The sequence below is a fragment of the Streptococcus mitis genome, assembly GCF_022137125.1.
In the GTDB taxonomy this organism is placed as follows: Bacteria; Bacillota; Bacilli; order Lactobacillales; family Streptococcaceae; genus Streptococcus; species Streptococcus mitis_CE.
In genome coordinates, this window is sequence record NZ_JAKNEQ010000011.1 from 21,619 (window position 1) to 42,525 (window position 20,907).

The following is a 20,907-nucleotide window of genomic DNA, read 5'->3' on the forward strand; positions in this document are numbered from 1 at the left end:
AAGTAACTTTTTTGGAGTTGCTTTTTTATTTTCTCCAAATCTTTGCGAATAGTATAGGTGAGGAGGTAAGTATGGTTCAAGAAATTGCACAAGAAATCATTCGTTCGGCTCGGAAAAAAGGTGCGCAAGACATTTATTTTGTCCCTAAGTTAGACGCCTATGAGCTTCATATGAGAGTAGGAGACGAGCGCTGTAAAATCGGTTGTTATGATTTCGAAAAATTTGCGGCCGTCATCAGTCACTTTAAGTTTGTGGCGGGTATGAATGTTGGAGAAAAGCGACGTAGTCAACTTGGTTCCTGTGATTATGCCTATGACCAGAAGATGGCGTCCCTACGTCTATCTACTGTAGGCGATTATCGAGGGCAGGAGAGTTTGGTGATTCGCTTGTTGCATGATGAGGAGCAGGATTTGCATTTTTGGTTTCAGGATATTGAAGAACTTGGCAAGCAGTATAGGCAACGTGGTCTCTATCTCTTTGCTGGTCCAGTCGGAAGTGGCAAGACGACCTTGATGCATGAACTGGCCAAGTTACTCTTTAAAGGACAGCAAGTTATGTCCATCGAAGATCCTGTAGAAATCAAGCAGGACGACATGCTTCAGTTGCAGTTGAACGAAGCAATCGGGTTGACCTATGAAAATCTCATCAAACTTTCCTTGCGTCATCGGCCAGATCTCTTGATTATCGGAGAAATTCGGGACAGCGAGACGGCGCGTGCAGTGGTCAGAGCTAGTTTGACAGGTGCGACAGTCTTTTCAACCATTCATGCCAAGAGTATCCGAGGTGTTTATGAGCGCCTGCTGGAGTTGGGTGTGAGTGAGGAGGAATTGGCAGTCGTTCTGCAAGGAGTCTGCTACCAAAGATTAATCGGGGGAGGAGGAATCGTTGACTTTGCAAACAAAGACTATCAAGAACACCAGCCAACTAGCTGGAATGAACAGATTGACCAGCTTTTTAAAGATGGACATATCACAAGTCTTCAGGCTGAAACGGAAAAAATTAGCTACAGCTAAGCAAAAAAATATCATCACCCTGTTTAACAATCTCTTTTCCAGCGGTTTTCATCTGGTGGAGACCATCTCCTTTTTAGATAGGAGTGCCTTGTTGGACAAGCAGTGTGTGACCCAGATGCGTACAGGCTTGTCTCAGGGGAAATCATTCTCAGAAATGATGGAAAGTTTGGGATTTTCAAGTGCCATTGTCACCCAGTTATCTCTAGCTGAAGTCCATGGGAATCTTCACCTGAGTTTGGGAAAGATAGAAGAATATCTAGACAATCTTACCAAGGTCAAGAAAAAATTAATTGAAGTAGCGACCTATCCCTTGATTTTACTAGGTTTTCTTCTCTTAATCATGCTGGGACTACGTAACTACCTACTACCACAACTGGATAGTAGCAATATTGCCACCCAAATCATTGGTAATCTGCCACAAATTTTTCTAGGAATGGTAGGGTTTGTTTCCATACTTGCCCTTTTAGCACTAACTTTCTATAAAAGAAGTTCCAAAATGCGTGTCTTTTCTATCTTAGCGCGTCTTCCCTTCCTTGGAATCTTTGTTCAGACTTATTTGACAGCCTATTATGCGCGTGAATGGGGTAATATGATTTCTCAAGGGATGGAGTTGACGCAGATTTTTCAAATGATGCAGGAACAAGGTTCCCAGCTCTTTAAAGAAATCGGTCAAGACTTAGCTCAATCCCTACAAAATGGCCGGGAATTTTCTCAAACTATAGCAACCTATCCTTTCTTTAAGAAAGAGTTGAGTCTCATTATCGAGTATGGGGAAGTCAAGTCCAAGCTGGGGAGTGAGTTGGAAATCTATGCTGAAAAAACTTGGGAAGCCTTTTTTACTCGAGTCAATCGCACCATGAACTTAGTGCAGCCACTGGTCTTTATCTTTGTGGCTTTGATTATCGTTTTACTTTATGCGGCAATGCTTATTCCCATGTATCAAAATATGGAGGTAAATTTTTAAAATGAAAAAAATGATGACATTCTTGAAAAAAGCTAAGGTTAAAGCTTTCACACTGGTAGAGATGTTGGTGGTCCTTTTAATCATCAGCGTGCTTCTCTTACTCTTTGTACCTAATTTGACCAAGCAAAAAGAGGCGGTCAATGACAAAGGAAAAGCTGCTGTTGTTAAGGTGGTGGAAAGTCAGGCAGAGCTTTATAGCTTGGATAAAAATGAAGATGCTAGCCTAAGCAAGTTACAAGCAGATGGGCGAATCACGGAAGAACAGGCAAAAGCTTATAAAGAATACCATGCTAAACAAAATACCAGTCAAACCGTTGCAGATTAAGGCCTTTACCATGCTGGAAAGTCTCTTGGTTTTGGGACTTGTGAGTATGATTGCCTTGGGCTTGTCCGGCTCGGTTCAGTCCACTTTTGCGGCGGTAGAGGAGCAGATTTTCTTTATGGAGTTTGAAGAACTCTACCGGGAAAACCAAAAACGCAGTGTAGCCAGTCAGCAAAAGACTAGTCTAAACTTAGATGGGCAGACGATCAGTAATGGCAGTCAAAAGTTGACAGTTCCTAAAGGCATTCAGGCACCATCAGGACAAAGTATTACATTTGACCGAGCTGGGGGTAATTCGTCCCTAGCCAAGGTTGAATTTCAGACCAGTAAAGGAGCGATTCGCTATCAATTATATCTAGGAAATGGAAAAATTAAACGCATTAAGGAAACAAAAAATTAGGGCAGTGATTTTACTGGAAGCAGTGGTTGCTTTAGCTATCTTTGCTAGTATTGCGACCCTACTTTTGGGACAAATTCAAAAAAATAGGCAAGAAGAAGCAAAAATCTTGCAAAAGGAAGAAGTCTTGAGGGTAGCTAAGATGGCCTTGCAGACAGGTCAAAATCAGGTAAACATAAACGGAGTTGAGATTCAGATGTTTTCTAGTGAAAAAGGATTGGAGGTTTATCATGGCTCAGAACAGTTGTTGGCTATCAAAGAGCCATAAGGTCAAGGCTTTTACCTTGTTAGAATCCCTTATTGCTCTCGTTGTTATCAGTGGAAGCTTACTCCTCTTTCAAGCCATGAGTCAGCTCCTCATTTCAGAAGTTCGCTACCAGCAGCAAAGCGAGCAAAAGGAGTGGCTCCTGTTTGTGGACCAGTTGGAGGCAGAATTAGATCGTTCGCAGTTTGAAAAAGTGGAAGGCAATCGTCTCTATATGAAGCAGGATGGCAAGGATATTTCTATAGGTAAGTCTAAATCAGATGATTTTCGGAAAACCGATGCCAGTGGACGAGGTTATCAGCCTATGGTTTATGGCCTCAAATTTGCGCAGATTACAGAGGACAATCAATTGGTTCGCTTTCGTTTTCAATTCCAAAAAGGCTTAGAAAGGGAGTTCATATATCGTGTGGAAAAAGAAAAAAGTTAAGGCGGGTGTTCTCATCTATGCAGTCACTATGGCAGCCATCTTTAGTCTTTTGTTACAATTTTACTTGAACCGACAAGTCGCCCACTATCAAGACTATGCTTTAAATAAAGAAAAGTTAATCGCTTTTGCTATGGCTAAGCGAAGCAAAGATAAGGTTGAGCAAGAAAGTGGGGAACAGGCCTTTAATCTGGGTCAGGTGAGTTATCAAAATAAGAAAACAAGCTTGGTGACGACGGTTCGTACGCCTAAGAGTCAATATGAGTTTCTGTTTCCTTCAGTCAAAATCAAAGAAGAGAAAACAGATAAAAAGGAAAAGGTAGCGACTGATTCAAGCGAAAAAGCGGAGAAGAAAAAATCAGAAGAGAAGTCTGAAAAGAAAGAGAATTCCTAGCCAATCAAGCTACTTTGTGCTAAACTAAAAATATGAAACATGATTTTAACCACGAAGCAGAAACTTTCGATTCGCCTAAAAATATCTTCCTTGCAAACTTGGTTTGTCAAGCAGTCGAGAAACAGATTGATCTTCTATCAGACAAAGAAATTTTGGATTTTGGTGGAGGGACGGGGCTATTAGCCTTGCCTCTGGCAAAACAAGCCAAATCTGTAATATTGGTAGATATTTCTGAGAAAATGCTGGAGCAAGCTCGTTTGAAAGCGGAGCAGCAAGACATCAAGAATATCCAGTTTTTGGAGCAAGATTTACTGAAAAAAACCTTAGAGCAAGAGTTTGATCTCATTGTTGTTTGTCGTGTTCTTCATCATATGCCTGATTTGGATGCGGCTCTCTCACTGTTTCATCAACAGTTGAAGGAAGATGGACAACTCCTCGTTGCTGATTTTACCAAGACAGAGGCTAACCATCATGGATTTGATTTAGCTGAACTGGAAAAACAGCTAATTGAGCATGGTTTTTCATCTGTGCATAGTCAGATCCTCTATAGCGCTGAAGACCTGTTTCAAGGAAATTACTCAGAACTCTTTTTAACAGTAGCCCAAAAATCACTCGCTTAATCAGGGAGTGATTTTTCTATAAGGATGGAAAAAAGAAGGGAAATTTGATAAGATAGGAATATGGATTTTGAAAAAATTGAACAAGCTTATACGTATTTACTAGAGAATGTCCAAGTCATCCAAAGTGATTTGGCGACCAACTTTTATGACGCCCTGGTGGAGCAAAACAGCATCTATTTGGATGGTGAGACTGAGTTAGAGCAGGTCAAGGAAAACAATCAGGCCCTTAAACGCTTAGCGCTTCGCAAAGAAGAATGGCTCAAAACCTACCAGTTTCTCTTGATGAAGGCTGGGCAGACAGAGCCCCTACAGGCCAATCACCAGTTTACACCAGATGCCATTGCTTTACTTTTGGTGTTTATTGTGGAAGAGTTGTTTAAAGAGAAGGAGATTACGATCCTCGAAATGGGTTCTGGGATGGGAATTTTGGGCGCTACTTTCTTGACCTCGCTTGATAAAAAGGTGGATTACTTGGGAATGGAAGTGGATGATTTGCTGATTGATTTGGCGGCTAGTATGGCAGATGTAATTGGTTTGCAGGCTGGTTTTGTCCAAGGAGATGCCGTTCGTCCACAAATGCTCAAAGAAAGCGATGTGGTCATCAGCGACTTGCCTGTCGGCTATTATCCTGATGACGCCGTTGCGTCGCGCCATCAAGTTGCTTCTAGTCAAGAACATACTTACGCCCATCACTTGCTCATGGAACAAGGACTTAAGTACCTCAAGTCAGATGGATACGCTATTTTTCTCGCTCCGAGTGATTTGTTGACCAGTCCTCAAAGTGATTTGTTGAAAGGCTGGTTGAAAGAGGAGGCAAGTCTGACTGCCATGATTAGTCTGCCTGAAAATCTCTTTGCTAATGCTAAACAATCCAAGACTATTTTTATCTTACAGAAGAAAAGTGAAATAGCAGTGGAGCCTTTTATTTATCCACTTTCTAGCTTGCAAGATGCAAGTGTTTTAATGAAATTTAAAGAAAATTTTCAAAAATGGACTCAAGGTACTGAAATATAAAATAGATTTTGTTATAATAGATGAAAACGCTTAAAAAGGGGTATCATGTTATGACAAAAACAATTGCAATCAATGCGGGAAGTTCAAGTTTGAAATGGCAACTTTATCAAATGCCAGAGGAAAAAGTTCTTGCTAAAGGTTTAATTGAACGTATCGGCTTGAAAGATTCAATTTCAACTGTAAAATTTGATGGTCGTTCTGAACAACAAATTTTGGATATTGAAAATCATACACAAGCCGTTAAAATCTTATTGGATGACTTGATTCGTTTCGATATTATCAAGGCTTATGATGAGATTACAGGTGTTGGACACCGTGTTGTTGCAGGTGGAGAATATTTCAAAGAATCAACAGTTGTTGAAGGGGATGTTTTAGAAAAAGTTGAAGAGTTGAGTTTGTTGGCTCCTCTCCACAATCCAGCTAATGCAGCAGGTGTTCGCGCCTTCAAGGAATTGTTGCCAGACATTACCAGTGTAGTTGTTTTTGATACTTCATTCCACACAACTATGCCAGAGAAAGCTTATCGCTACCCTCTACCAACAAAATATTACACAGAAAACAAGGTTCGTAAATATGGTGCCCACGGTACAAGTCACCAGTTTGTAGCAGGAGAAGCTGCAAAACTCTTGGGCCGTCCATTAGAGGACTTGAAATTGATTACTTGCCACATCGGTAATGGTGCTTCTATTACAGCAGTTAAGGGCGGTCAATCTGTCGATACTTCAATGGGATTCACTCCACTTGGTGGTGTGATGATGGGAACTCGTACAGGAGATATTGACCCAGCTATCATTCCTTACTTAATGCAATATACAGAGGACTTTAACACGCCTGAAGACATTAGTCACGTTCTTAATCGTGAATCAGGACTAATGGGGGTTTCAGGTAAATCTAGTGATATGCGTGATGTGATTGCTGCTATGGAAGAAGGGGACCACGATGCCACTTTAGCCTATGAAATGTATGTTGACCGTATCCAAAAACATATCGGTCAATACCTTGCAGTCCTAAATGGAGCAGATGCTATTATCTTTACTGCGGGTATCGGTGAAAATGCTGCAAACGTACGTGAAGATGTTATCTCAGGGATTTCTTGGTTTGGCTGTGATGTTGACCCAGAAAAGAACGTCTTTGGTGTGACAGGAGACATTTCAACAGAGGCAGCGAAAATTCGTGTTTTGGTTATTCCAACAGATGAAGAATTGGTCATTGCCCGTGACGTTGAACGCTTGAAAAAATAACTAAAATCAGAAAAAAATTCAGTACAAGGAGTTGGGAAAGAGATTTTTCCAGCTTCTTTTTCTGATGGAAATGTCCAAAACCTTGCTATGATTGGCTTTTTTGAAAAATATGGTATAATAGTAGTAATTTAATAGATGGAGTTGAGTTTTGAAGAAAAACTTTCGTGTAAAAAGAGAGAAAGATTTTAAGGCGATTTTCAAGGAGGGGACAAGTTTTGCCAATCGCAAGTTTGTTGTCTACCAACTAGAAAATCAGAAAAACCATTTTCGAGTAGGTCTATCAGTTAGCAAAAAACTGGGGAATGCCGTCACTAGAAATCAAATCAAGCGACGAATTAGACATATTATCCAGAATGCAAAAGGGAGTCTGGTAGAAGATGTCGACTTTGTTGTCATTGCTCGAAAAGGAGTCGAAACCTTGGGATACGCAGAGATGGAGAAAAATCTACTCCACGTATTAAAATTATCAAAGATTTACCAGGAAGGAAATGGGAGTGAAAAAGAAATTACAGTTGACTAGTTTGCTTGGACTGTCTCTATTGAGCATGACAGCCTGTGCAACAAATGGGACAACTAGCGATATTACAGCCGATTCGGCTGATTTTTGGAGTAAATTTGTTTACTTCTTTGCGGAAATCATTCGCTTTTTATCGTTTGATATCAGTATCGGAGTGGGGATTATCCTCTTTACGGTCTTGATTCGTACAGTTCTCTTGCCAGTCTTCCAAGTGCAAATGGTGGCTTCTAGAAAAATGCAGGAAGCTCAACCACGCATTAAGGCGCTTCGAGAACAATATCCAGGTCGAGATATGGAAAGCAGAACCAAGCTAGAGCAAGAAATGCGTAAAGTCTTTAAAGAAATGGGTGTCAGACAGTCAGATTCTCTTTGGCCGATTTTGATTCAGATGCCGGTTATCTTGGCCTTGTTCCAAGCTCTATCGAGAGTTGACTTTTTGAAGACAGGTCATTTCTTATGGATTAACCTTGGTGGTGTGGATACAACCCTTGTTCTTCCGATTCTAGCAGCAGTATTCACCTTTTTAAGTACTTGGTTGTCCAACAAAGCCTTGTCTGAGCGTAATGGTGCTACGACTGCGATGATGTACGGGATTCCAGTCTTAATCTTTATCTTTGGGGTTTATGCTCCGAGCGGAGTCGCTCTCTACTGGGCAGTGTCTAATGCTTATCAAGTCTTGCAAACCTATTTCTTGAACAATCCATTTAAGATTATCGCAGAGCGCGAGGCGGTAGTTCAGGCACAGAAAGATTTGGAAAATAGAAAAAGAAAAGCCAAGAAAAAGGCTCAGAAAACGAAATAATAAGGAGGAATCTGGTAATGGTAGTATTTACAGGTTCAACTGTTGAAGAAGCAATCCAGAAAGGATTGAAAGAATTAGATATTCCAAGAATGAAGGCTCATATCAAAGTCATTTCTCGTGAGAAAAAAGGGTTTCTTGGCTTATTTGGTAAAAAACCAGCCCAAGTGGATATCGATGCTATTAGTGAAACGACAGTTGTAAAAGCAAACCAACAAGCTGTAAAGGGAGTTCCAAAGCAAATTAATGATTTGAATGAGCCTGTTAAAACAGTCAGTGAAGCAACGGTTGATTTGGGGCATGTTGTAGAAGCAATTAAAAAGATTGAAGAGGGAGGCCAAGGTATTTCTGATGAAGTCAAGGCTGAAATCTTAAAACATGAAAGACATGCCAGCACTATCTTAGAAGAAACTGGTCACATTGAGATTTTAAATGAATTACAACTTGAAGAAACTGACCTCGAAGAAGTAGAAACACCTATTATTGAAAGCCAAACTGAGCAAACTGAAAGTCAAGAACTAGAAGACTTGGGCTTGAAGGTTGAACCGAGCTTTGATATTGAACAAGTAGCTACGGAAGTAACGACTTATGTTCAAACGATTATTGATGACATGGATGTTGAGGCCACACTTTCAAATGATTATAACCGTCGTAGCATCAATCTACAAATTGATACTAACGAACCAGGTCGTATTATCGGCTACCATGGTAAAGTTTTGAAGGCCTTGCAACTGTTGGCTCAAAATTATCTTTACAACCGCTATTCAAGAACTTTCTACATTACAATCAATGTCAATGATTATGTTGAACACCGTGCAGAAGTCTTGCAGACCTATGCGCAAAAATTGGCGACTCGTGTTTTAGAAGAAGGACGTAGTCATCAGACAGATCCAATGTCGAATAGCGAACGCAAGATTATTCATCGTATTATTTCACGTATGGATGGCGTGACCAGTTACTCTGAAGGTGATGAGCCAAATCGTTATGTTGTCGTAGATACAGAATAAGTAAAATCAGGGTTATCCTGATTTTTTGCTAGCTGGAGGAAATTAAATTAATGTTGAATAAGATAAGAGACTATTTAGACTTTGCTGGTTTGCAGTACCGTAATCCTGATAAGGCGGGAGCAGAGCGAGAGAAAATGCTGGAATTGCGCCACAAAGGCCAAGAGGCTCGAAAGGCTTTTACAGAACTGGCTAAAGCCTTTCAAGCAAGTCATCCAGAATGGCAACTTCAACAGACTAGCCAGTGGATGAATCAGGCGCAACGTTTACGACCACATTTTTGGGTTTATCTACAGAGAGACGGACAAGTAACAGAACCTATGTTGGCTCTTCGTTTGTATGGGACATCTACTGACTTTGGAATTTCCTTAGAGGTCAGTTTCATCGAGCGTAAGAAAGATGAGCGAACTCTAGGCAAGCAGGCCAAAGTTTTAAAAGTTCCAACCGTTGAAGGTGTTTATTATCTAGTCTACTCTGATGGTCAAAGTCAACGGTGGGAGGCGAACGAAGAAAATCGTCAAATTTTAAGAAATAAACTATCCAATCAGGAAGTCCGAAAAGTGTTAGTTAAAATAGATGTCCCTATAACAGAGAATTCATCTGAAGAAGAAATCGTAGAAGCCCTACTGAAATCTTATGATAAAATTCTTCCATTTTATCTAGCTACGAGAAACTAAGCTAATCATTAAAATATCATAAATCATACAGTCCAAGAGTGAACAGTCCGCTGTGTAATTCTTGGTCTTTTTGTTTACGCTTTCAAATTATATAATAAACCTACAAAAACAATTCAAAAGGAGAACAATTATGGAAGTCATTTCAAGTGTTCTAAATTGGTTTTCTAGCAATATTTTGCAGAATCCCGCATTTTTCGTAGGTTTATTGGTGTTGATAGGATACGCACTTTTGAAAAAACCTGCCCACGACGTTTTCTCAGGGTTTGTTAAAGCAACAGTAGGGTATATGTTGCTCAATGTGGGTGCAGGTGGTTTGGTTACAACCTTCCGTCCGATCTTAGCAGCCCTTAACTACAAATTCCAAATTGGTGCAGCGGTTATCGACCCTTACTTTGGACTTGCTGCAGCAAACAACAAAATTGCAGCAGAGTTTCCAGATTTTGTTGGAACTGCAACTACAGCTCTATTGATTGGTTTCGGAATAAATATCTTGCTCGTAGCTCTTCGCAAGATCACGAAGGTAAGAACCCTCTTTATTACTGGTCACATCATGGTACAACAAGCTGCAACAGTATCTCTTATGGTTCTATTCTTAGTACCACAATTGCGCAATGCTTACGGTACAGCAGCGATTGGTATCATCTGTGGACTTTACTGGGCAGTTAGTTCAAATATGACTGTTGAGGCAACTCAACGCTTGACTGGTGGTGGCGGATTTGCGATTGGTCACCAACAGCAATTTGCAATCTGGTTTGTAGATAAAGTAGCAGGACGCTTTGGTAAGAAAGAAGAAAGTTTAGACAATCTTAAATTACCTAAGTTCCTCTCAATCTTCCACGATACAGTTGTTGCATCTGCTACCTTGATGCTCGTATTCTTCGGAGCCATTCTTTTAATCTTGGGTCCAGACATTATGTCTAATAAAGAAGTCATCACTTCAGGAACTCTATTCAATCCTGCTAAACAAGATTTCTTTATGTACATTATTCAAACAGCCTTTACCTTCTCAGTTTACTTGTTCGTTTTGATGCAAGGTGTCCGCATGTTCGTATCTGAGTTGACAAACGCCTTCCAAGGTATTTCAAACAAATTGTTGCCAGGCTCATTCCCAGCGGTTGACGTTGCAGCTTCTTATGGATTTGGTTCTCCAAACGCTGTCTTGTCAGGATTTGCCTTTGGTTTGATTGGTCAATTGATCACAATTGTCTTGCTCATCGTCTTTAAAAATCCGATTCTTATTATTACAGGATTTGTACCAGTGTTCTTTGACAATGCAGCCATTGCGGTCTACGCTGATAAACGCGGTGGATGGAAAGCGGCTGTTATCCTATCCTTCATCTCAGGTGTTCTCCAAGTTGCTTTAGGAGCTCTCTGTGTAGCTCTTCTTGATTTAGCATCTTATGGTGGTTACCATGGAAATATCGACTTTGAATTCCCATGGCTTGGATTTGGATATATCTTCAAATACCTTGGTATTGTTGGTTATCTACTTGTGTGTCTCTTCTTGCTTGTTATTCCTCAACTTCAATTTGCCAAAGCAAAAGATAAAGAGAAATATTACAACGGTGCAGTTCAAGAAGAAGCTTAGTATCTAGAAAAGGAGAAATAAAATGGTTAAAGTATTAGCAGCGTGCGGAAATGGAATGGGTTCATCAATGGTTATCAAGATGAAGGTTGAAAATGCTCTCCGTAAGCTTAATCAAACAGATTTTACAGTCAATTCATGCAGTGTCGGTGAAGCTAAAGGTTTAGCAGCAGGATATGACATCGTAATCGCTTCTCTTCATTTGATCCAAGAATTGGAAGGGCGAACTAATGGGAAGTTAATTGGGCTTGACAACTTGATGGATGATAAAGAAATCACTGAAAAACTCAGTCAAGCACTACAGTAAAAGGTTGGAGGGGGCTGGATAGAAACTGAGAGTCATCGTTTCTGTCCTTCTCCCTCTTTAAATAAAGGAGGCAGATATGAATTTAAAACAAGCTTTAATTGACAATGACTCGATCCGACTAGGTTTAGAAGCTAAAGACTGGAAAGAAGCAGTCAAGGTAGCAGTAGATCCCTTGATTGAAAGTGGAGCAATTTTGCCAGAGTATTACGATGCTATCATTGAATCGACTGAAGAGTATGGCCCATACTATATCTTAATGCCAGGTATGGCTATGCCCCATGCTAGACCTGAAGCTGGAGTGCAAAGAGATGCCTTTTCATTGATCACCTTACAAAATCCTGTTGTATTTTCAGATGGGAAAGAAGTTTCAGTTTTGTTGGCACTAGCAGCAACAAGCTCAAAAATTCACACAAGTGTAGCCATTCCACAGATTATTGCCTTGTTTGAATTAGAAGATTCTATCGCACGTTTACAGGTTTGCCAGACTAAGGAAGATGTCTTGACGATGATTGAAGAATCTAAGGATAGCCCTTATCTCGAGGGATTGGATTTGGAAAGTTAGAAAGAGGAATAAAGAGATGACAAAAAGAATACCTAATTTACAAGTTGCATTAGATCATTCAGACTTGCAAGGAGCGATTAAAGCAGCTGTTTCTGTTGGTCAGGAAGTAGATATTATCGAAGCTGGAACTGTTTGCTTATTACAAGTTGGAAGTGAACTGGTTGAAGTCTTGCGAAGCCTTTTTCCAGATAAGATTATTGTGGCAGACACAAAATGTGCCGATGCTGGTGGAACAGTTGCCAAAAATAATGCCGTTCGTGGTGCCGATTGGATGACTTGTATCTGTTGTGCAACTATCCCTACTATGGAAGCGGCTCTAAAGGCTATCATGGCTGAACGTGGAGACCGAGGCGAAATCCAGATTGAACTTTATGGCGATTGGACTTTTGAACAAGCTCAGCTTTGGCTAGATGCTGGTATCTCACAAGCTATTTATCACCAATCTCGTGATGCACTTCTTGCTGGTGAGACTTGGGGTGAAAAAGACCTTAATAAGGTTAAAAAACTTATCGACATGGGCTTCCGTGTGTCTGTAACAGGTGGTCTAGATGTAGATACTCTCAAACTATTTGAAGGCGTTGATGTCTTTACCTTTATCGCAGGTCGTGGAATTACAGAGGCTGCAGATCCAGCAGGAGCAGCGCGTGCCTTCAAGGATGAAATCAGACGAATTTGGGGGTAAACCATGGCACGTCCAATTGGAATTTATGAAAAGGCAACCCCGACACACTTTACTTGGCTAGAACGTTTAAATTTTGCCAAGGAGTTAGGCTTTGATTTTGTCGAGATGTCTATTGATGAACGTGACGAGCGTTTAGCAAGACTGGACTGGAGCAAGGACGAGCGTTTGGAAGTTGTCAAAGCAATCTATAAAACTGGTGTTCGTATTCCTTCTATCTGTTTTTCAGGCCATCGTCGCTACCCATTGGGATCAAATGATCCAGTTCTAGAGGAAAAATCTCTAGAACTCATGAAAAAATGTATTGAATTAGCCCAAGACTTGGGAGTTCGTACTATTCAATTAGCTGGTTACGACGTTTATTATGAGGAAAAGTCACCCCAGACACGCCAACGTTTTATCAAAAATTTGAGAAAAGCTTGTGACTGGGCTGAAGAGGCTCAGGTGGTGCTTGCTATTGAAATTATGGATGATCCTTTCATCAATAGCATCGAAAAATACTTGGCTGTAGAAAAAGAGATTGACTCTCCCTACCTCTTTGTATACCCAGATATTGGTAATGTATCTGCATGGCATAATGATGTCTACAGTGAATTTTATCTTGGGCATCATGCCATCGCAGCTCTCCATCTCAAGGATACTTATACAGTGACAGAAAGTTCAAAGGGCCAGTTCCGAGATGTAACTTTTGGGCAAGGTTGTGTCAAATGGGAAGAAGCTTTCGATATTTTAAAACAAACCAATTATAATGGACCTTTCCTAATCGAAATGTGGTCTGAAAATTGTGAAACTGTAGAAGAAACACGCGCAGCCATTCAAGAGGCGCAAGCTTTTCTCTATCCACTAATTAAGAAAGCAGGTTTGATGTAAGATGAATCAAGTAATAAACGATATGCGTAAACGAGTCTGTAATGCCAATCAATCATTACCAAAACATGGACTTGTTAAATTTACCTGGGGAAATGTATCGGAAGTCAATCGCGAACTAGGTGTCATTGTTATTAAACCATCAGGCGTAGATTATGACGAATTGACACCTGAAAACATGGTGGTGACGGACTTGGATGGCCAAGTTCTAGAAGGAGATTTAAGACCATCTTCTGACCTCCCAACTCATGTGCAGTTATATAAGGCATGGCAAGAGATTGGTAGTGTGGTACACACCCATTCGACAGAAGCAGTTGGTTGGGCACAGGCTGGACGTGATATTCCTTTCTATGGAACAACCCATGCAGATTATTTCTACGGTTCAATCCCTTGCGCTCGTAGTTTGACCAAAGATGAAGTAGAAGTAGCCTATGAAAAAGATACTGGCTTGGTTATCGTAGAAGAATTTGAGCGTCGTGGTCTCAATCCTGTTGAAGTACCAGGTATTGTTGTACGCAATCACGGTCCATTCACCTGGGGAAAAAATCCAGAGAATGCTGTTTATCACTCTGTCGTACTAGAGGAAGTATCAAAGATGAATCGCTTTACAGAACAAATCAATCCAAGAGTTGAACCTGCTCCTCAGTACATTCTAGAAAAACACTACCAACGTAAGCATGGACCAAATGCTTATTACGGTCAAAAGAAATAAGAAATTGAATTGAAAAGAGGCTAGGACCTTTCGATCCAAGCCTCGCTTTTGTAATTGTAAGTATTCGTTATTAAGAGACTACTGTTGATAATTGAAATGCGTTAGTGAATGTGATACTATTATAAAGTTGTTTTCAAGGCAGTTGATTGATAGAGGAGTATGAAATATGGTACTGGATAAGGCAAGTTGTGATTTACTTCAATATTTGATGGATCAAGAAACGTCCAAAACGATTATGGCGATTTCAAAAGATTTGAAAGAGTCAAGAAGGAAAATTTATTATCACATTGACAAAATCAATGCTGCTTTGGGTGACGAGGCGCTTCATATCATTAGTATTCCACGAATTGGTATTCACTTAACGGAAGAGCAGAGAGATGCTTGTTGTGAACTATTATCGGAAGTAGATTCGTACGATTATATCATGAGTGCGCATGAACGTATGATGATAATGTTACTATGGATAGGTATTTCTAAAGAACGTATTACGATTGAAAAATTGATGGAGTTAACAGAGGTGTCTAGGAATACTGTTCTCAATGATTTGAATAGTATTCGTTATCAACTAACTTTGGAACAATATCAGGTGACCTTGCAAGTGAGCAAGTCACAGGGATACCATCTTCATGCCCACCCCCTTAATAAAATTCAGTATCTTCAATCGCTTCTATATCATATTTTTATGGAAGAAAATGCCACTTTTGTATCTATTTTAGAAGATAAGATGAAAGAGAGGTTAGATGGTGAGTGTTTGCTTTCTGTTGAAATGAACCAATTTTTTAAGGAACAGGTTCCTTTAGTTGAACAAGATTTAGGGAAGAAAATAAACCATCATGAAGTAACTTTTATGTTGCAGGTTCTACCTTATTTGCTGTTAAGCTGTCATAATGTTGAACAGTATCAAGAAAGACATCAGGATATAGAGAAAGAATTTTCTTTGATAAGAAAAAGAATAGAGTATCAGGTGTCTAAGAAATTAGGAGAGCGGTTGTTTCAAAAGTTTGAAATTTCTTTGTCAGAACTTGAAGTTTCTCTTGTAGCTGTTCTTCTCCTCTCCTATCGTAAAGATTTGGATATTCATGCAGAAAGTGATGATTTTCGGCAATTAAAACTTGCTTTAGAAGAATTTATCTGGTATTTTGAATCACAAATCCGAATGGAGATTGAGAACAAGGATGATTTGTTACGAAATTTGATGATCCACTGTAAAGCCTTGTTATTTAGAAAGACGTACGGTATTTTTTCTAAAAATCCTCTAACAAAACAAATTCGATCCAAGTATGGAGAATTATTTTTAGTCACTAGAAAATCTGCGGAAATTTTAGAAGGAGCATGGTTTATTCGGCTAACAGACGATGATATTGCCTATTTGACGATTCATATTGGAGGATTTTTAAAGTATACACCATCGTCTCAAAAAAATATGAAAAAAGTTTATCTCGTTTGTGATGAAGGTGTTGCGGTTTCGAGACTTTTGCTGAAACAATGCAAACTTTATTTTCCAAATGAGCAAATTGGCACTGTATTTACAACAGAACAATTTAAGAGTGTGGAAGATATTGCACAAGTTGATGTAGTGATTACTACTAATGATGATTTGGATAGCAGATTTCCGATTTTAAGGGTTAATCCTATCCTTGAAGCAGAAGATATTTTGAAAATGCTAGACTATCTTAAACACAATATATTTCGTAATGAGAGCAAAAGTTTCAGAGAAAATCTTTCTAGTCTTATTTCGTCTTATATTGTAGACAGCAAGTTGGCTAGTAAGTTCCAAGAAGAGGTTCAAACACTTATAAATCAAGAAATAGTAGTTCAAGCTTTTTTGGAAGATATTTGAAGGACAGTCCAATGATGAACACAAACCTGTGTTTTTCTTGGTCTTTTTTAGTGTTTTGAAGGGTGGTATACTAGTTTCAAAGATAACAATTATATCCAAAGGAGGCAACATATGCCAAACGTCAAAGAAATTACAAGAGAGTCATGGATTTTAGCTACTTTCCCAGAGTGGGGAACATGGTTGAACGAAGAAATCGAAGAAGAAGTCGTACCTGAAGGCAATTTTGCCATGTGGTGGCTAGGCAACTGTGGTACTTGGATTAAGACACCAGGTGGTGCTAACGTTGTCATGGACCTTTGGTCAAACCGTGGAAAATCAACCAAAAAAGTGAAAGATATGGTTCGTGGGCACCAAATGGCAAATATGGCAGGTGTTCGTAAGTTGCAACCAAACTTGCGTGTTCAGCCAATGGTTATCGATCCATTTGCTATCAACGAACTAGACTATTACTTAGTTTCACACTTCCATAGTGATCATATCGACCCATACACAGCTGCAGCAATTCTCAACAATCCTAAGTTAGAGCATGTTAAGTTTATCGGTCCTTACCACTGTGGACGAATCTGGGAAGGATGGGGTGTTCCAAAAGAACGTATCATCGTTGTTAAACCAGGTGACACTATCGAATTAAAAGATATGAAGATTCATGCAGTAGAATCATTTGACCGTACTTGCTTGGTAACTCTCCCAGTGAACGGTGCTGATGAGACAGGCGGTGAACTTGCTGGCTTAGCTGTTACAGATGAAGAAATGGCTCAAAAGGCTGTTAACTATATCTTTGAAACACCAGGTGGAACCATCTATCATGGTGCAGATTCTCACTTCTCAAACTATTTTGCAAAACATGGTAAAGACTTTAAAATTGATGTTGCTTTGAATAACTATGGTGAAAATCCGGTAGGTATCCAAGATAAAATGACATCTATCGACCTTCTTCGTATGGCAGAAAATCTGCGTACCAAAGTCATTATCCCAGTTCACTATGATATCTGGTCTAACTTCATGGCTTCTACTAATGAGATTCTAGAACTTTGGAAAATGAGAAAAGATCGCTTGCAATACGATTTCCATCCATTTATCTGGGAAGTTGGCGGTAAGTACACTTATCCTCAAGATCAACACTTAGTAGAATACCATCATCCACGTGGTTTTGATGATTGTTTTGAACAAGACTCTAACATTCAATTTAAAGCTTTGCTATAATATAAAAATATTCTATGGATGTTATCCGTATGTTGCATGATACCGATAATTTTCATATAATAGTAAAATAGAATGTGTGATTCAATAATCACCTCAAATAGAAAGGAAATTCTATGTCAAATCTATCTGTTAATGCAATTCGTTTCCTAGGTATTGACGCCATTAATAAAGCCAACTCAGGTCACCCAGGTGTGGTTATGGGAGCAGCTCCGATGGCTTATAGCCTCTTTACAAAACAACTTCGTATCAATCCAGATCAACCAAACTGGATTAACCGTGACCGCTTTATTCTTTCAGCTGGTCATGGTTCAATGCTCCTTTATGCCCTTCTTCACCTTTCTGGTTTTGAAGATGTCAGCATGGATGAAATCAAGAGCTTCCGTCAATGGGGTTCAAAAACACCAGGTCACCCAGAATTTGGTCATACAGCAGGAATTGATGCTACAACAGGTCCTCTAGGTCAAGGGATTTCAACTGCTACTGGTTTTGCCCAAGCAGAACGTTTCTTAGCAGCTAAATATAACCGCGAAGGCTACAATATCTTTGACCACTATACTTACGTTATCTGTGGAGACGGAGACTTGATGGAAGGTGTCTCAAGCGAGGCAGCTTCATACGCAGGCTTGCAAAAACTAGACAAGTTGGTTGTTCTTTATGATTCAAATGACATCAACTTGGATGGTGAGACAAAGGATTCCTTTACAGAAAGTGTTCGTGACCGTTACAATGCCTACGGTTGGCATACTGCCTTGGTTGAAGATGGAACAGACTTGGGAGCTATTCATGCTGCTATCGAAACAGCTAAAGCTTCAGGCAAGCCATCTTTGATTGAAGTGAAGACGGTTATTGGATACGGTTCTCCAAACAAACAAGGAACTAATGCCGTACACGGTGCTCCTCTTGGAGCAGATGAAACTGCAGCAACTCGTCAAGCGCTTGGTTGGGACTACGAACCATTTGAAATTCCAGAACAAGTTTATGCTGATTTCAAAGAACATGTTGCAGACCGTGGCGCATCAGCTTATGAAGCTTGGACAAAATTAGTTGCTGACTATAAAGAAGCGCATCCAGAATTGGCTGCAGAAGTAGAAGCCATTATTGATGGACGTGATCCAGTTGAAGTGACTCCAGCAGACTTCCCAGCTTTAGAAAATGGTTTCTCTCAAGCAACTCGTAATTCAAGCCAAGATGCCTTGAATGTTGTGGCGGCTAAGTTACCAACCTTCCTAGGTGGATCAGCTGACCTTGCTCACTCAAACATGACTTATATCAAGACTGACGGACTTCAAGACGATACTAATCGCTTGAACCGTAACATTCAGTTTGGTGTTCGTGAATTTGCAATGGGAACTATCTTGAACGGGATGGCCCTTCACGGTGGACTTCGTGTATACGGTGGAACTTTCTTCGTCTTCTCTGACTATGTGAAGGCAGCCGTTCGCTTGTCAGCCTTACAAGGACTTCCTGTGACTTATGTCTTTACCCACGATTCAATCGCAGTCGGGGAAGATGGCCCAACGCACGAACCAGTTGAACACTTAGCAGGTCTTCGTGCTATGCCAAATCTAAATGTTTTCCGTCCAGCAGATGCGCGTGAAACGCAAGCGGCTTGGTACCTTGCAGTGACAAGTGAAAAAACACCAACTGCCCTTGTCTTGACACGTCAAAACTTGACTGTTGAAGAAGGAACAGACTTCGACAAGGTTGCAAAAGGTGCCTATGTTGTCTATGAAAATGCATCAGACTTTGATACCATCTTGATTGCGACAGGTTCAGAGGTTAATCTTGCTGTCTCAGCTGCCAAAGAATTGGCTAGTCAAGGTGCAAAAGTCCGCGTAGTCAGCATGCCATCTACAGATGTCTTTGATAAACAAGATGTGGCTTACAAGGAAGAAATTCTTCCAAATGCAGTTCGCCGTCGTGTTGCAGTCGAAATGGGTGCAACTCAAAACTGGTACAAATATGTTGGACTAGATGGTGCAGTTCTTGGTATTGATACCTTTGGAGCCTCTGCTCCAGCACCAAAAGTATTGGCAGAATATGGCTTTACTGTTGAAAATCTTGTAAAAGTCGTTCAAAACTTGAAATAATCCTAAAAATCAGGGCGCAAGCTCTGGTTTTTCTTACTAGAAAAGCAAGGTACAACCTTGTAAAAGTAACTGAAATTTGATATAGTAGTCCTATGTAAAATACAAAGGAGAAAACAATGAATCCAAATTATACATTTTTAATCATGCTTGTGGCGATGTTAGGCTTGATGTTCTTTATGCAACGCTCTCAAAAGAAACAAGCACAAAAACGTATGGAAAGCTTAAATAAACTGCAAAAAGGCTATGAAGTGATTACAATCGGTGGACTTTACGGAACAGTCGATGAAGTAGATACTGAGAAGAGAACGATTGTTCTTGATGTAGATGGAGTTTACTTGACTTTTGAACTAGCTGCTATCAAGACCGTATTACCGCTGAAAGAAACAGCTTCACTAGAAGGCGCAATTGAAAAATAAGACGGGATTACTAACTCCCGTTTTTCTATAAAAGAAAGGAAATGGGATGAAAAAACTAGTCTTTGTCTGTTTGGGGAATATTTGTCGCAGCCCTATGGCCGAGTTTGTTATGAAATCAATGACAGATAATTATGAAATCCAAAGTCGAGCGACTTCCTCTTGGGAACATGGTAATCCGATTCATAAGGGAACTCAAGGGATTTTTCAACAGTATGAGATTCCTTATGAAAAAGGCAAGACATCGCTTCAGATTAGTAAGGAAGATTTTGAAGCCTTTGATTATATTATCGGTATGGATGCTTCAAATGTTTCTGACTTACGTCAGATGTGTCCAGCAGACTGTAAAGATAAGATTTACTCATTCGCATCTGAAAGTGTTCCAGATCCTTGGTATACAGGAGATTTTGAGGAAACCTATCGACGTGTTCAAGAGGGTTGCAGGGCTTGGTTAGAATGTTTAGAAAAGGAGAGTGAAGATGGAAAATCTTGAGAATTTTTACGAGAAGTATCGTGTCTATCTGACTCGTCCACGTTTAGAGCTTTTAGCAGTAGTTGCCATTGTTTTTTGTGCTGTACTCGTCTTTTTTCTAAATATTCCCGGAAAAGGAGTTCTAAAGCTTGATAATGGAACGATTATTTACGACGGCAGTCTTATCCGTGGTAAAATGAATGGGCAAGGTACCATTACCTTCCAAAACGGGGACCATTATACAGGTGGTTTCAGCAATGGAGCCTTCAATGGAAAAGGTACCTTTCAATCTAAAGAAGGCTGGACCTACGAAGGTGATTTTGTAAATGGTCAGGCTGAAGGAAAAGGGAAACTAACAACAGAACAAGAAGTCGTTTATGAAGGAACTTTTAAACAAGGCGTTTTTCAACAAAAATAGGGCCTCCTTATCAAAGGAGGTATTGTTATAAGCTTTAAGTAAGCGCTTACCTGCAAATCCTTTTCTTTCCAAGTCTCTCTTCCAAGCAAGGTTGTGAAATAAAAAATT

The 20,907-nt window shown here is 40.0% G+C and carries 26 protein-coding genes; all 26 read left to right on the plus strand.

Annotated features, from left to right (window positions below):
- The first annotated feature begins 71 nt into the window (after positions 1–71).
- The 26 genes from comGA (at position 72) to L0P31_RS08995 (ending at position 20,799) form a co-directional block, all read left to right on the plus strand.
- Positions 72–1,013, plus strand: coding sequence for a competence type IV pilus ATPase ComGA (gene comGA / locus L0P31_RS08870; protein WP_238096573.1), 942 nt, complete (start codon positions 72–74; stop codon positions 1,011–1,013).
- A complete protein-coding gene (comGB, locus tag L0P31_RS08875) occupies positions 961–1,977 on the plus strand; it encodes a competence type IV pilus assembly protein ComGB (RefSeq protein WP_238096575.1) in 1,017 nt (338 codons plus the stop codon). The genes comGA and comGB overlap by 53 nt, the downstream gene beginning before the upstream one ends.
- A gap of 1 nt (position 1,978) precedes the next feature.
- Positions 1,979–2,302 carry a comG operon protein ComGC gene (gene comGC, locus L0P31_RS08880; RefSeq protein ID WP_000738641.1) on the plus strand — a complete coding sequence of 108 codons (324 nt, stop codon included), beginning with the start codon at positions 1,979–1,981 and terminating at the stop codon, positions 2,300–2,302.
- Positions 2,265–2,699 carry a competence type IV pilus minor pilin ComGD gene (gene comGD / locus L0P31_RS08885; RefSeq protein ID WP_238096577.1) on the plus strand — a complete coding sequence of 145 codons (435 nt, stop codon included), beginning with the start codon at positions 2,265–2,267 and terminating at the stop codon, positions 2,697–2,699. The genes comGC and comGD overlap by 38 nt, the downstream gene beginning before the upstream one ends.
- Complete coding sequence (gene comGE / locus L0P31_RS08890; protein ID WP_153209718.1) at positions 2,662–2,964, plus strand: competence type IV pilus minor pilin ComGE; 303 nt, start codon at positions 2,662–2,664, stop codon at positions 2,962–2,964. The genes comGD and comGE overlap by 38 nt, the downstream gene beginning before the upstream one ends.
- A complete protein-coding gene (comGF, locus tag L0P31_RS08895) occupies positions 2,927–3,388 on the plus strand; it encodes a competence type IV pilus minor pilin ComGF (RefSeq protein WP_173875728.1) in 462 nt (153 codons plus the stop codon). The genes comGE and comGF overlap by 38 nt, the downstream gene beginning before the upstream one ends.
- The gene (gene comGG, locus L0P31_RS08900; RefSeq protein WP_173875729.1) at positions 3,366–3,779 is read left to right on the plus strand and encodes a competence type IV pilus minor pilin ComGG; all 414 of its coding nucleotides are present in this window, start codon (positions 3,366–3,368) and stop codon (positions 3,777–3,779) included. The genes comGF and comGG overlap by 23 nt, the downstream gene beginning before the upstream one ends.
- A 32-nt stretch (positions 3,780–3,811) precedes the next feature.
- Complete coding sequence (locus L0P31_RS08905) at positions 3,812–4,399, plus strand: class I SAM-dependent methyltransferase (RefSeq protein WP_238096579.1); 588 nt, start codon at positions 3,812–3,814, stop codon at positions 4,397–4,399.
- Positions 4,400–4,459: 60 nt separating this feature from the next.
- Positions 4,460–5,413 (plus strand): class I SAM-dependent methyltransferase, encoded by a 954-nt coding sequence (locus L0P31_RS08910; RefSeq protein WP_238096581.1) that lies wholly within the window; start codon positions 4,460–4,462, stop codon positions 5,411–5,413.
- A gap of 50 nt (positions 5,414–5,463) precedes the next feature.
- On the plus strand, positions 5,464–6,654 hold the full coding sequence (locus tag L0P31_RS08915) for an acetate kinase (protein ID WP_049544477.1): 1,191 nt from the start codon (positions 5,464–5,466) through the stop codon (positions 6,652–6,654).
- A 148-nt stretch (positions 6,655–6,802) separates the two neighbouring features.
- On the plus strand, positions 6,803–7,174 hold the full coding sequence (gene rnpA, locus L0P31_RS08920; protein WP_033679593.1) for a ribonuclease P protein component: 372 nt from the start codon (positions 6,803–6,805) through the stop codon (positions 7,172–7,174).
- Positions 7,149–7,973, plus strand: coding sequence for a membrane protein insertase YidC (locus tag L0P31_RS08925; RefSeq protein WP_238096583.1), 825 nt, complete (start codon positions 7,149–7,151; stop codon positions 7,971–7,973). Before rnpA ends, L0P31_RS08925 begins: the two co-directional genes overlap by 26 nt.
- A 17-nt stretch (positions 7,974–7,990) precedes the next feature.
- Positions 7,991–8,977, plus strand: a complete 987-nt coding sequence (gene jag / locus L0P31_RS08930) for an RNA-binding cell elongation regulator Jag/EloR (RefSeq protein WP_238096585.1) — start codon at positions 7,991–7,993, stop codon at positions 8,975–8,977.
- A 50-nt stretch (positions 8,978–9,027) separates the two neighbouring features.
- Positions 9,028–9,651: a ribonuclease P gene (locus tag L0P31_RS08935; protein WP_238096587.1), complete on the plus strand. Its 624-nt coding sequence runs from the start codon at positions 9,028–9,030 to the stop codon at positions 9,649–9,651.
- A 130-nt stretch (positions 9,652–9,781) separates the two neighbouring features.
- The gene (locus L0P31_RS08940; protein ID WP_238096589.1) at positions 9,782–11,239 is read left to right on the plus strand and encodes a PTS ascorbate transporter subunit IIC; all 1,458 of its coding nucleotides are present in this window, start codon (positions 9,782–9,784) and stop codon (positions 11,237–11,239) included.
- Positions 11,240–11,261: 22 nt separating this feature from the next.
- Complete coding sequence (locus L0P31_RS08945; RefSeq protein ID WP_000241466.1) at positions 11,262–11,543, plus strand: PTS sugar transporter subunit IIB; 282 nt, start codon at positions 11,262–11,264, stop codon at positions 11,541–11,543.
- A gap of 76 nt (positions 11,544–11,619) precedes the next feature.
- Positions 11,620–12,105, plus strand: coding sequence for a PTS sugar transporter subunit IIA (locus L0P31_RS08950; protein ID WP_033679597.1), 486 nt, complete (start codon positions 11,620–11,622; stop codon positions 12,103–12,105).
- A 16-nt stretch (positions 12,106–12,121) separates the two neighbouring features.
- The gene (locus tag L0P31_RS08955; RefSeq protein WP_023947938.1) at positions 12,122–12,787 is read left to right on the plus strand and encodes a 3-keto-L-gulonate-6-phosphate decarboxylase UlaD; all 666 of its coding nucleotides are present in this window, start codon (positions 12,122–12,124) and stop codon (positions 12,785–12,787) included.
- Positions 12,788–12,790: 3 nt separating this feature from the next.
- Entirely contained in the window at positions 12,791–13,654 is an 864-nt protein-coding gene (locus tag L0P31_RS08960) for an L-ribulose-5-phosphate 3-epimerase (RefSeq protein WP_238096590.1), read from the plus strand.
- A gap of 1 nt (position 13,655) precedes the next feature.
- On the plus strand, positions 13,656–14,363 hold the full coding sequence (locus L0P31_RS08965; protein ID WP_001077566.1) for an L-ribulose-5-phosphate 4-epimerase: 708 nt from the start codon (positions 13,656–13,658) through the stop codon (positions 14,361–14,363).
- A gap of 166 nt (positions 14,364–14,529) precedes the next feature.
- Positions 14,530–16,203, plus strand: coding sequence for a BglG family transcription antiterminator (locus L0P31_RS08970; protein ID WP_238096592.1), 1,674 nt, complete (start codon positions 14,530–14,532; stop codon positions 16,201–16,203).
- A 111-nt stretch (positions 16,204–16,314) separates the two neighbouring features.
- Positions 16,315–17,406 carry an L-ascorbate 6-phosphate lactonase gene (ulaG, locus tag L0P31_RS08975; RefSeq protein WP_001134226.1) on the plus strand — a complete coding sequence of 364 codons (1,092 nt, stop codon included), beginning with the start codon at positions 16,315–16,317 and terminating at the stop codon, positions 17,404–17,406.
- A 113-nt stretch (positions 17,407–17,519) separates the two neighbouring features.
- Positions 17,520–19,496, plus strand: coding sequence for a transketolase (tkt, locus tag L0P31_RS08980; protein ID WP_238096594.1), 1,977 nt, complete (start codon positions 17,520–17,522; stop codon positions 19,494–19,496).
- 116 nt (positions 19,497–19,612) lie between these two features.
- Positions 19,613–19,912, plus strand: a complete 300-nt coding sequence (yajC, locus tag L0P31_RS08985; RefSeq protein WP_001069289.1) for a preprotein translocase subunit YajC — start codon at positions 19,613–19,615, stop codon at positions 19,910–19,912.
- A gap of 46 nt (positions 19,913–19,958) precedes the next feature.
- Positions 19,959–20,402, plus strand: coding sequence for a low molecular weight protein-tyrosine-phosphatase (locus L0P31_RS08990; RefSeq protein ID WP_120770666.1), 444 nt, complete (start codon positions 19,959–19,961; stop codon positions 20,400–20,402).
- Positions 20,389–20,799 carry an MORN repeat-containing protein gene (locus L0P31_RS08995; protein WP_238096596.1) on the plus strand — a complete coding sequence of 137 codons (411 nt, stop codon included), beginning with the start codon at positions 20,389–20,391 and terminating at the stop codon, positions 20,797–20,799. The genes L0P31_RS08990 and L0P31_RS08995 overlap by 14 nt, the downstream gene beginning before the upstream one ends.
- The last annotated feature ends 108 nt before the right edge of the window (positions 20,800–20,907 follow it).

Bases quoted from the DNA above. Each gene is read 5' to 3' on its own strand.
- comGA (WP_238096573.1), top strand. From the start codon at position 72: ATGGTTCAAGAAATTGCACAAGAAATCATTCGTTCGGCTCGGAAAAAA.
- comGB (WP_238096575.1), top strand. From the start codon at position 961: ATGGACATATCACAAGTCTTCAGGCTGAAACGGAAAAAATTAGCTACA.
- comGC (WP_000738641.1), top strand. From the start codon at position 1,979: ATGAAAAAAATGATGACATTCTTGAAAAAAGCTAAGGTTAAAGCTTTC.
- comGD (WP_238096577.1), top strand. From the start codon at position 2,265: ATGCTAAACAAAATACCAGTCAAACCGTTGCAGATTAAGGCCTTTACC.
- comGE (WP_153209718.1), top strand. From the start codon at position 2,662: ATGGAAAAATTAAACGCATTAAGGAAACAAAAAATTAGGGCAGTGATT.
- comGF (WP_173875728.1), top strand. From the start codon at position 2,927: ATGGCTCAGAACAGTTGTTGGCTATCAAAGAGCCATAAGGTCAAGGCT.
- L0P31_RS08905 (WP_238096579.1), top strand. From the start codon at position 3,812: ATGAAACATGATTTTAACCACGAAGCAGAAACTTTCGATTCGCCTAAA.
- L0P31_RS08910 (WP_238096581.1), top strand. From the start codon at position 4,460: ATGGATTTTGAAAAAATTGAACAAGCTTATACGTATTTACTAGAGAAT.
- L0P31_RS08915 (WP_049544477.1), top strand. From the start codon at position 5,464: ATGACAAAAACAATTGCAATCAATGCGGGAAGTTCAAGTTTGAAATGG.
- jag (WP_238096585.1), top strand. From the start codon at position 7,991: ATGGTAGTATTTACAGGTTCAACTGTTGAAGAAGCAATCCAGAAAGGA.
- L0P31_RS08935 (WP_238096587.1), top strand. From the start codon at position 9,028: ATGTTGAATAAGATAAGAGACTATTTAGACTTTGCTGGTTTGCAGTAC.
- L0P31_RS08940 (WP_238096589.1), top strand. From the start codon at position 9,782: ATGGAAGTCATTTCAAGTGTTCTAAATTGGTTTTCTAGCAATATTTTG.
- L0P31_RS08945 (WP_000241466.1), top strand. From the start codon at position 11,262: ATGGTTAAAGTATTAGCAGCGTGCGGAAATGGAATGGGTTCATCAATG.
- L0P31_RS08950 (WP_033679597.1), top strand. From the start codon at position 11,620: ATGAATTTAAAACAAGCTTTAATTGACAATGACTCGATCCGACTAGGT.
- L0P31_RS08955 (WP_023947938.1), top strand. From the start codon at position 12,122: ATGACAAAAAGAATACCTAATTTACAAGTTGCATTAGATCATTCAGAC.
- L0P31_RS08960 (WP_238096590.1), top strand. From the start codon at position 12,791: ATGGCACGTCCAATTGGAATTTATGAAAAGGCAACCCCGACACACTTT.
- L0P31_RS08965 (WP_001077566.1), top strand. From the start codon at position 13,656: ATGAATCAAGTAATAAACGATATGCGTAAACGAGTCTGTAATGCCAAT.
- L0P31_RS08970 (WP_238096592.1), top strand. From the start codon at position 14,530: ATGGTACTGGATAAGGCAAGTTGTGATTTACTTCAATATTTGATGGAT.
- ulaG (WP_001134226.1), top strand. From the start codon at position 16,315: ATGCCAAACGTCAAAGAAATTACAAGAGAGTCATGGATTTTAGCTACT.
- tkt (WP_238096594.1), top strand. From the start codon at position 17,520: ATGTCAAATCTATCTGTTAATGCAATTCGTTTCCTAGGTATTGACGCC.
- yajC (WP_001069289.1), top strand. From the start codon at position 19,613: ATGAATCCAAATTATACATTTTTAATCATGCTTGTGGCGATGTTAGGC.
- L0P31_RS08990 (WP_120770666.1), top strand. From the start codon at position 19,959: ATGAAAAAACTAGTCTTTGTCTGTTTGGGGAATATTTGTCGCAGCCCT.
- L0P31_RS08995 (WP_238096596.1), top strand. From the start codon at position 20,389: ATGGAAAATCTTGAGAATTTTTACGAGAAGTATCGTGTCTATCTGACT.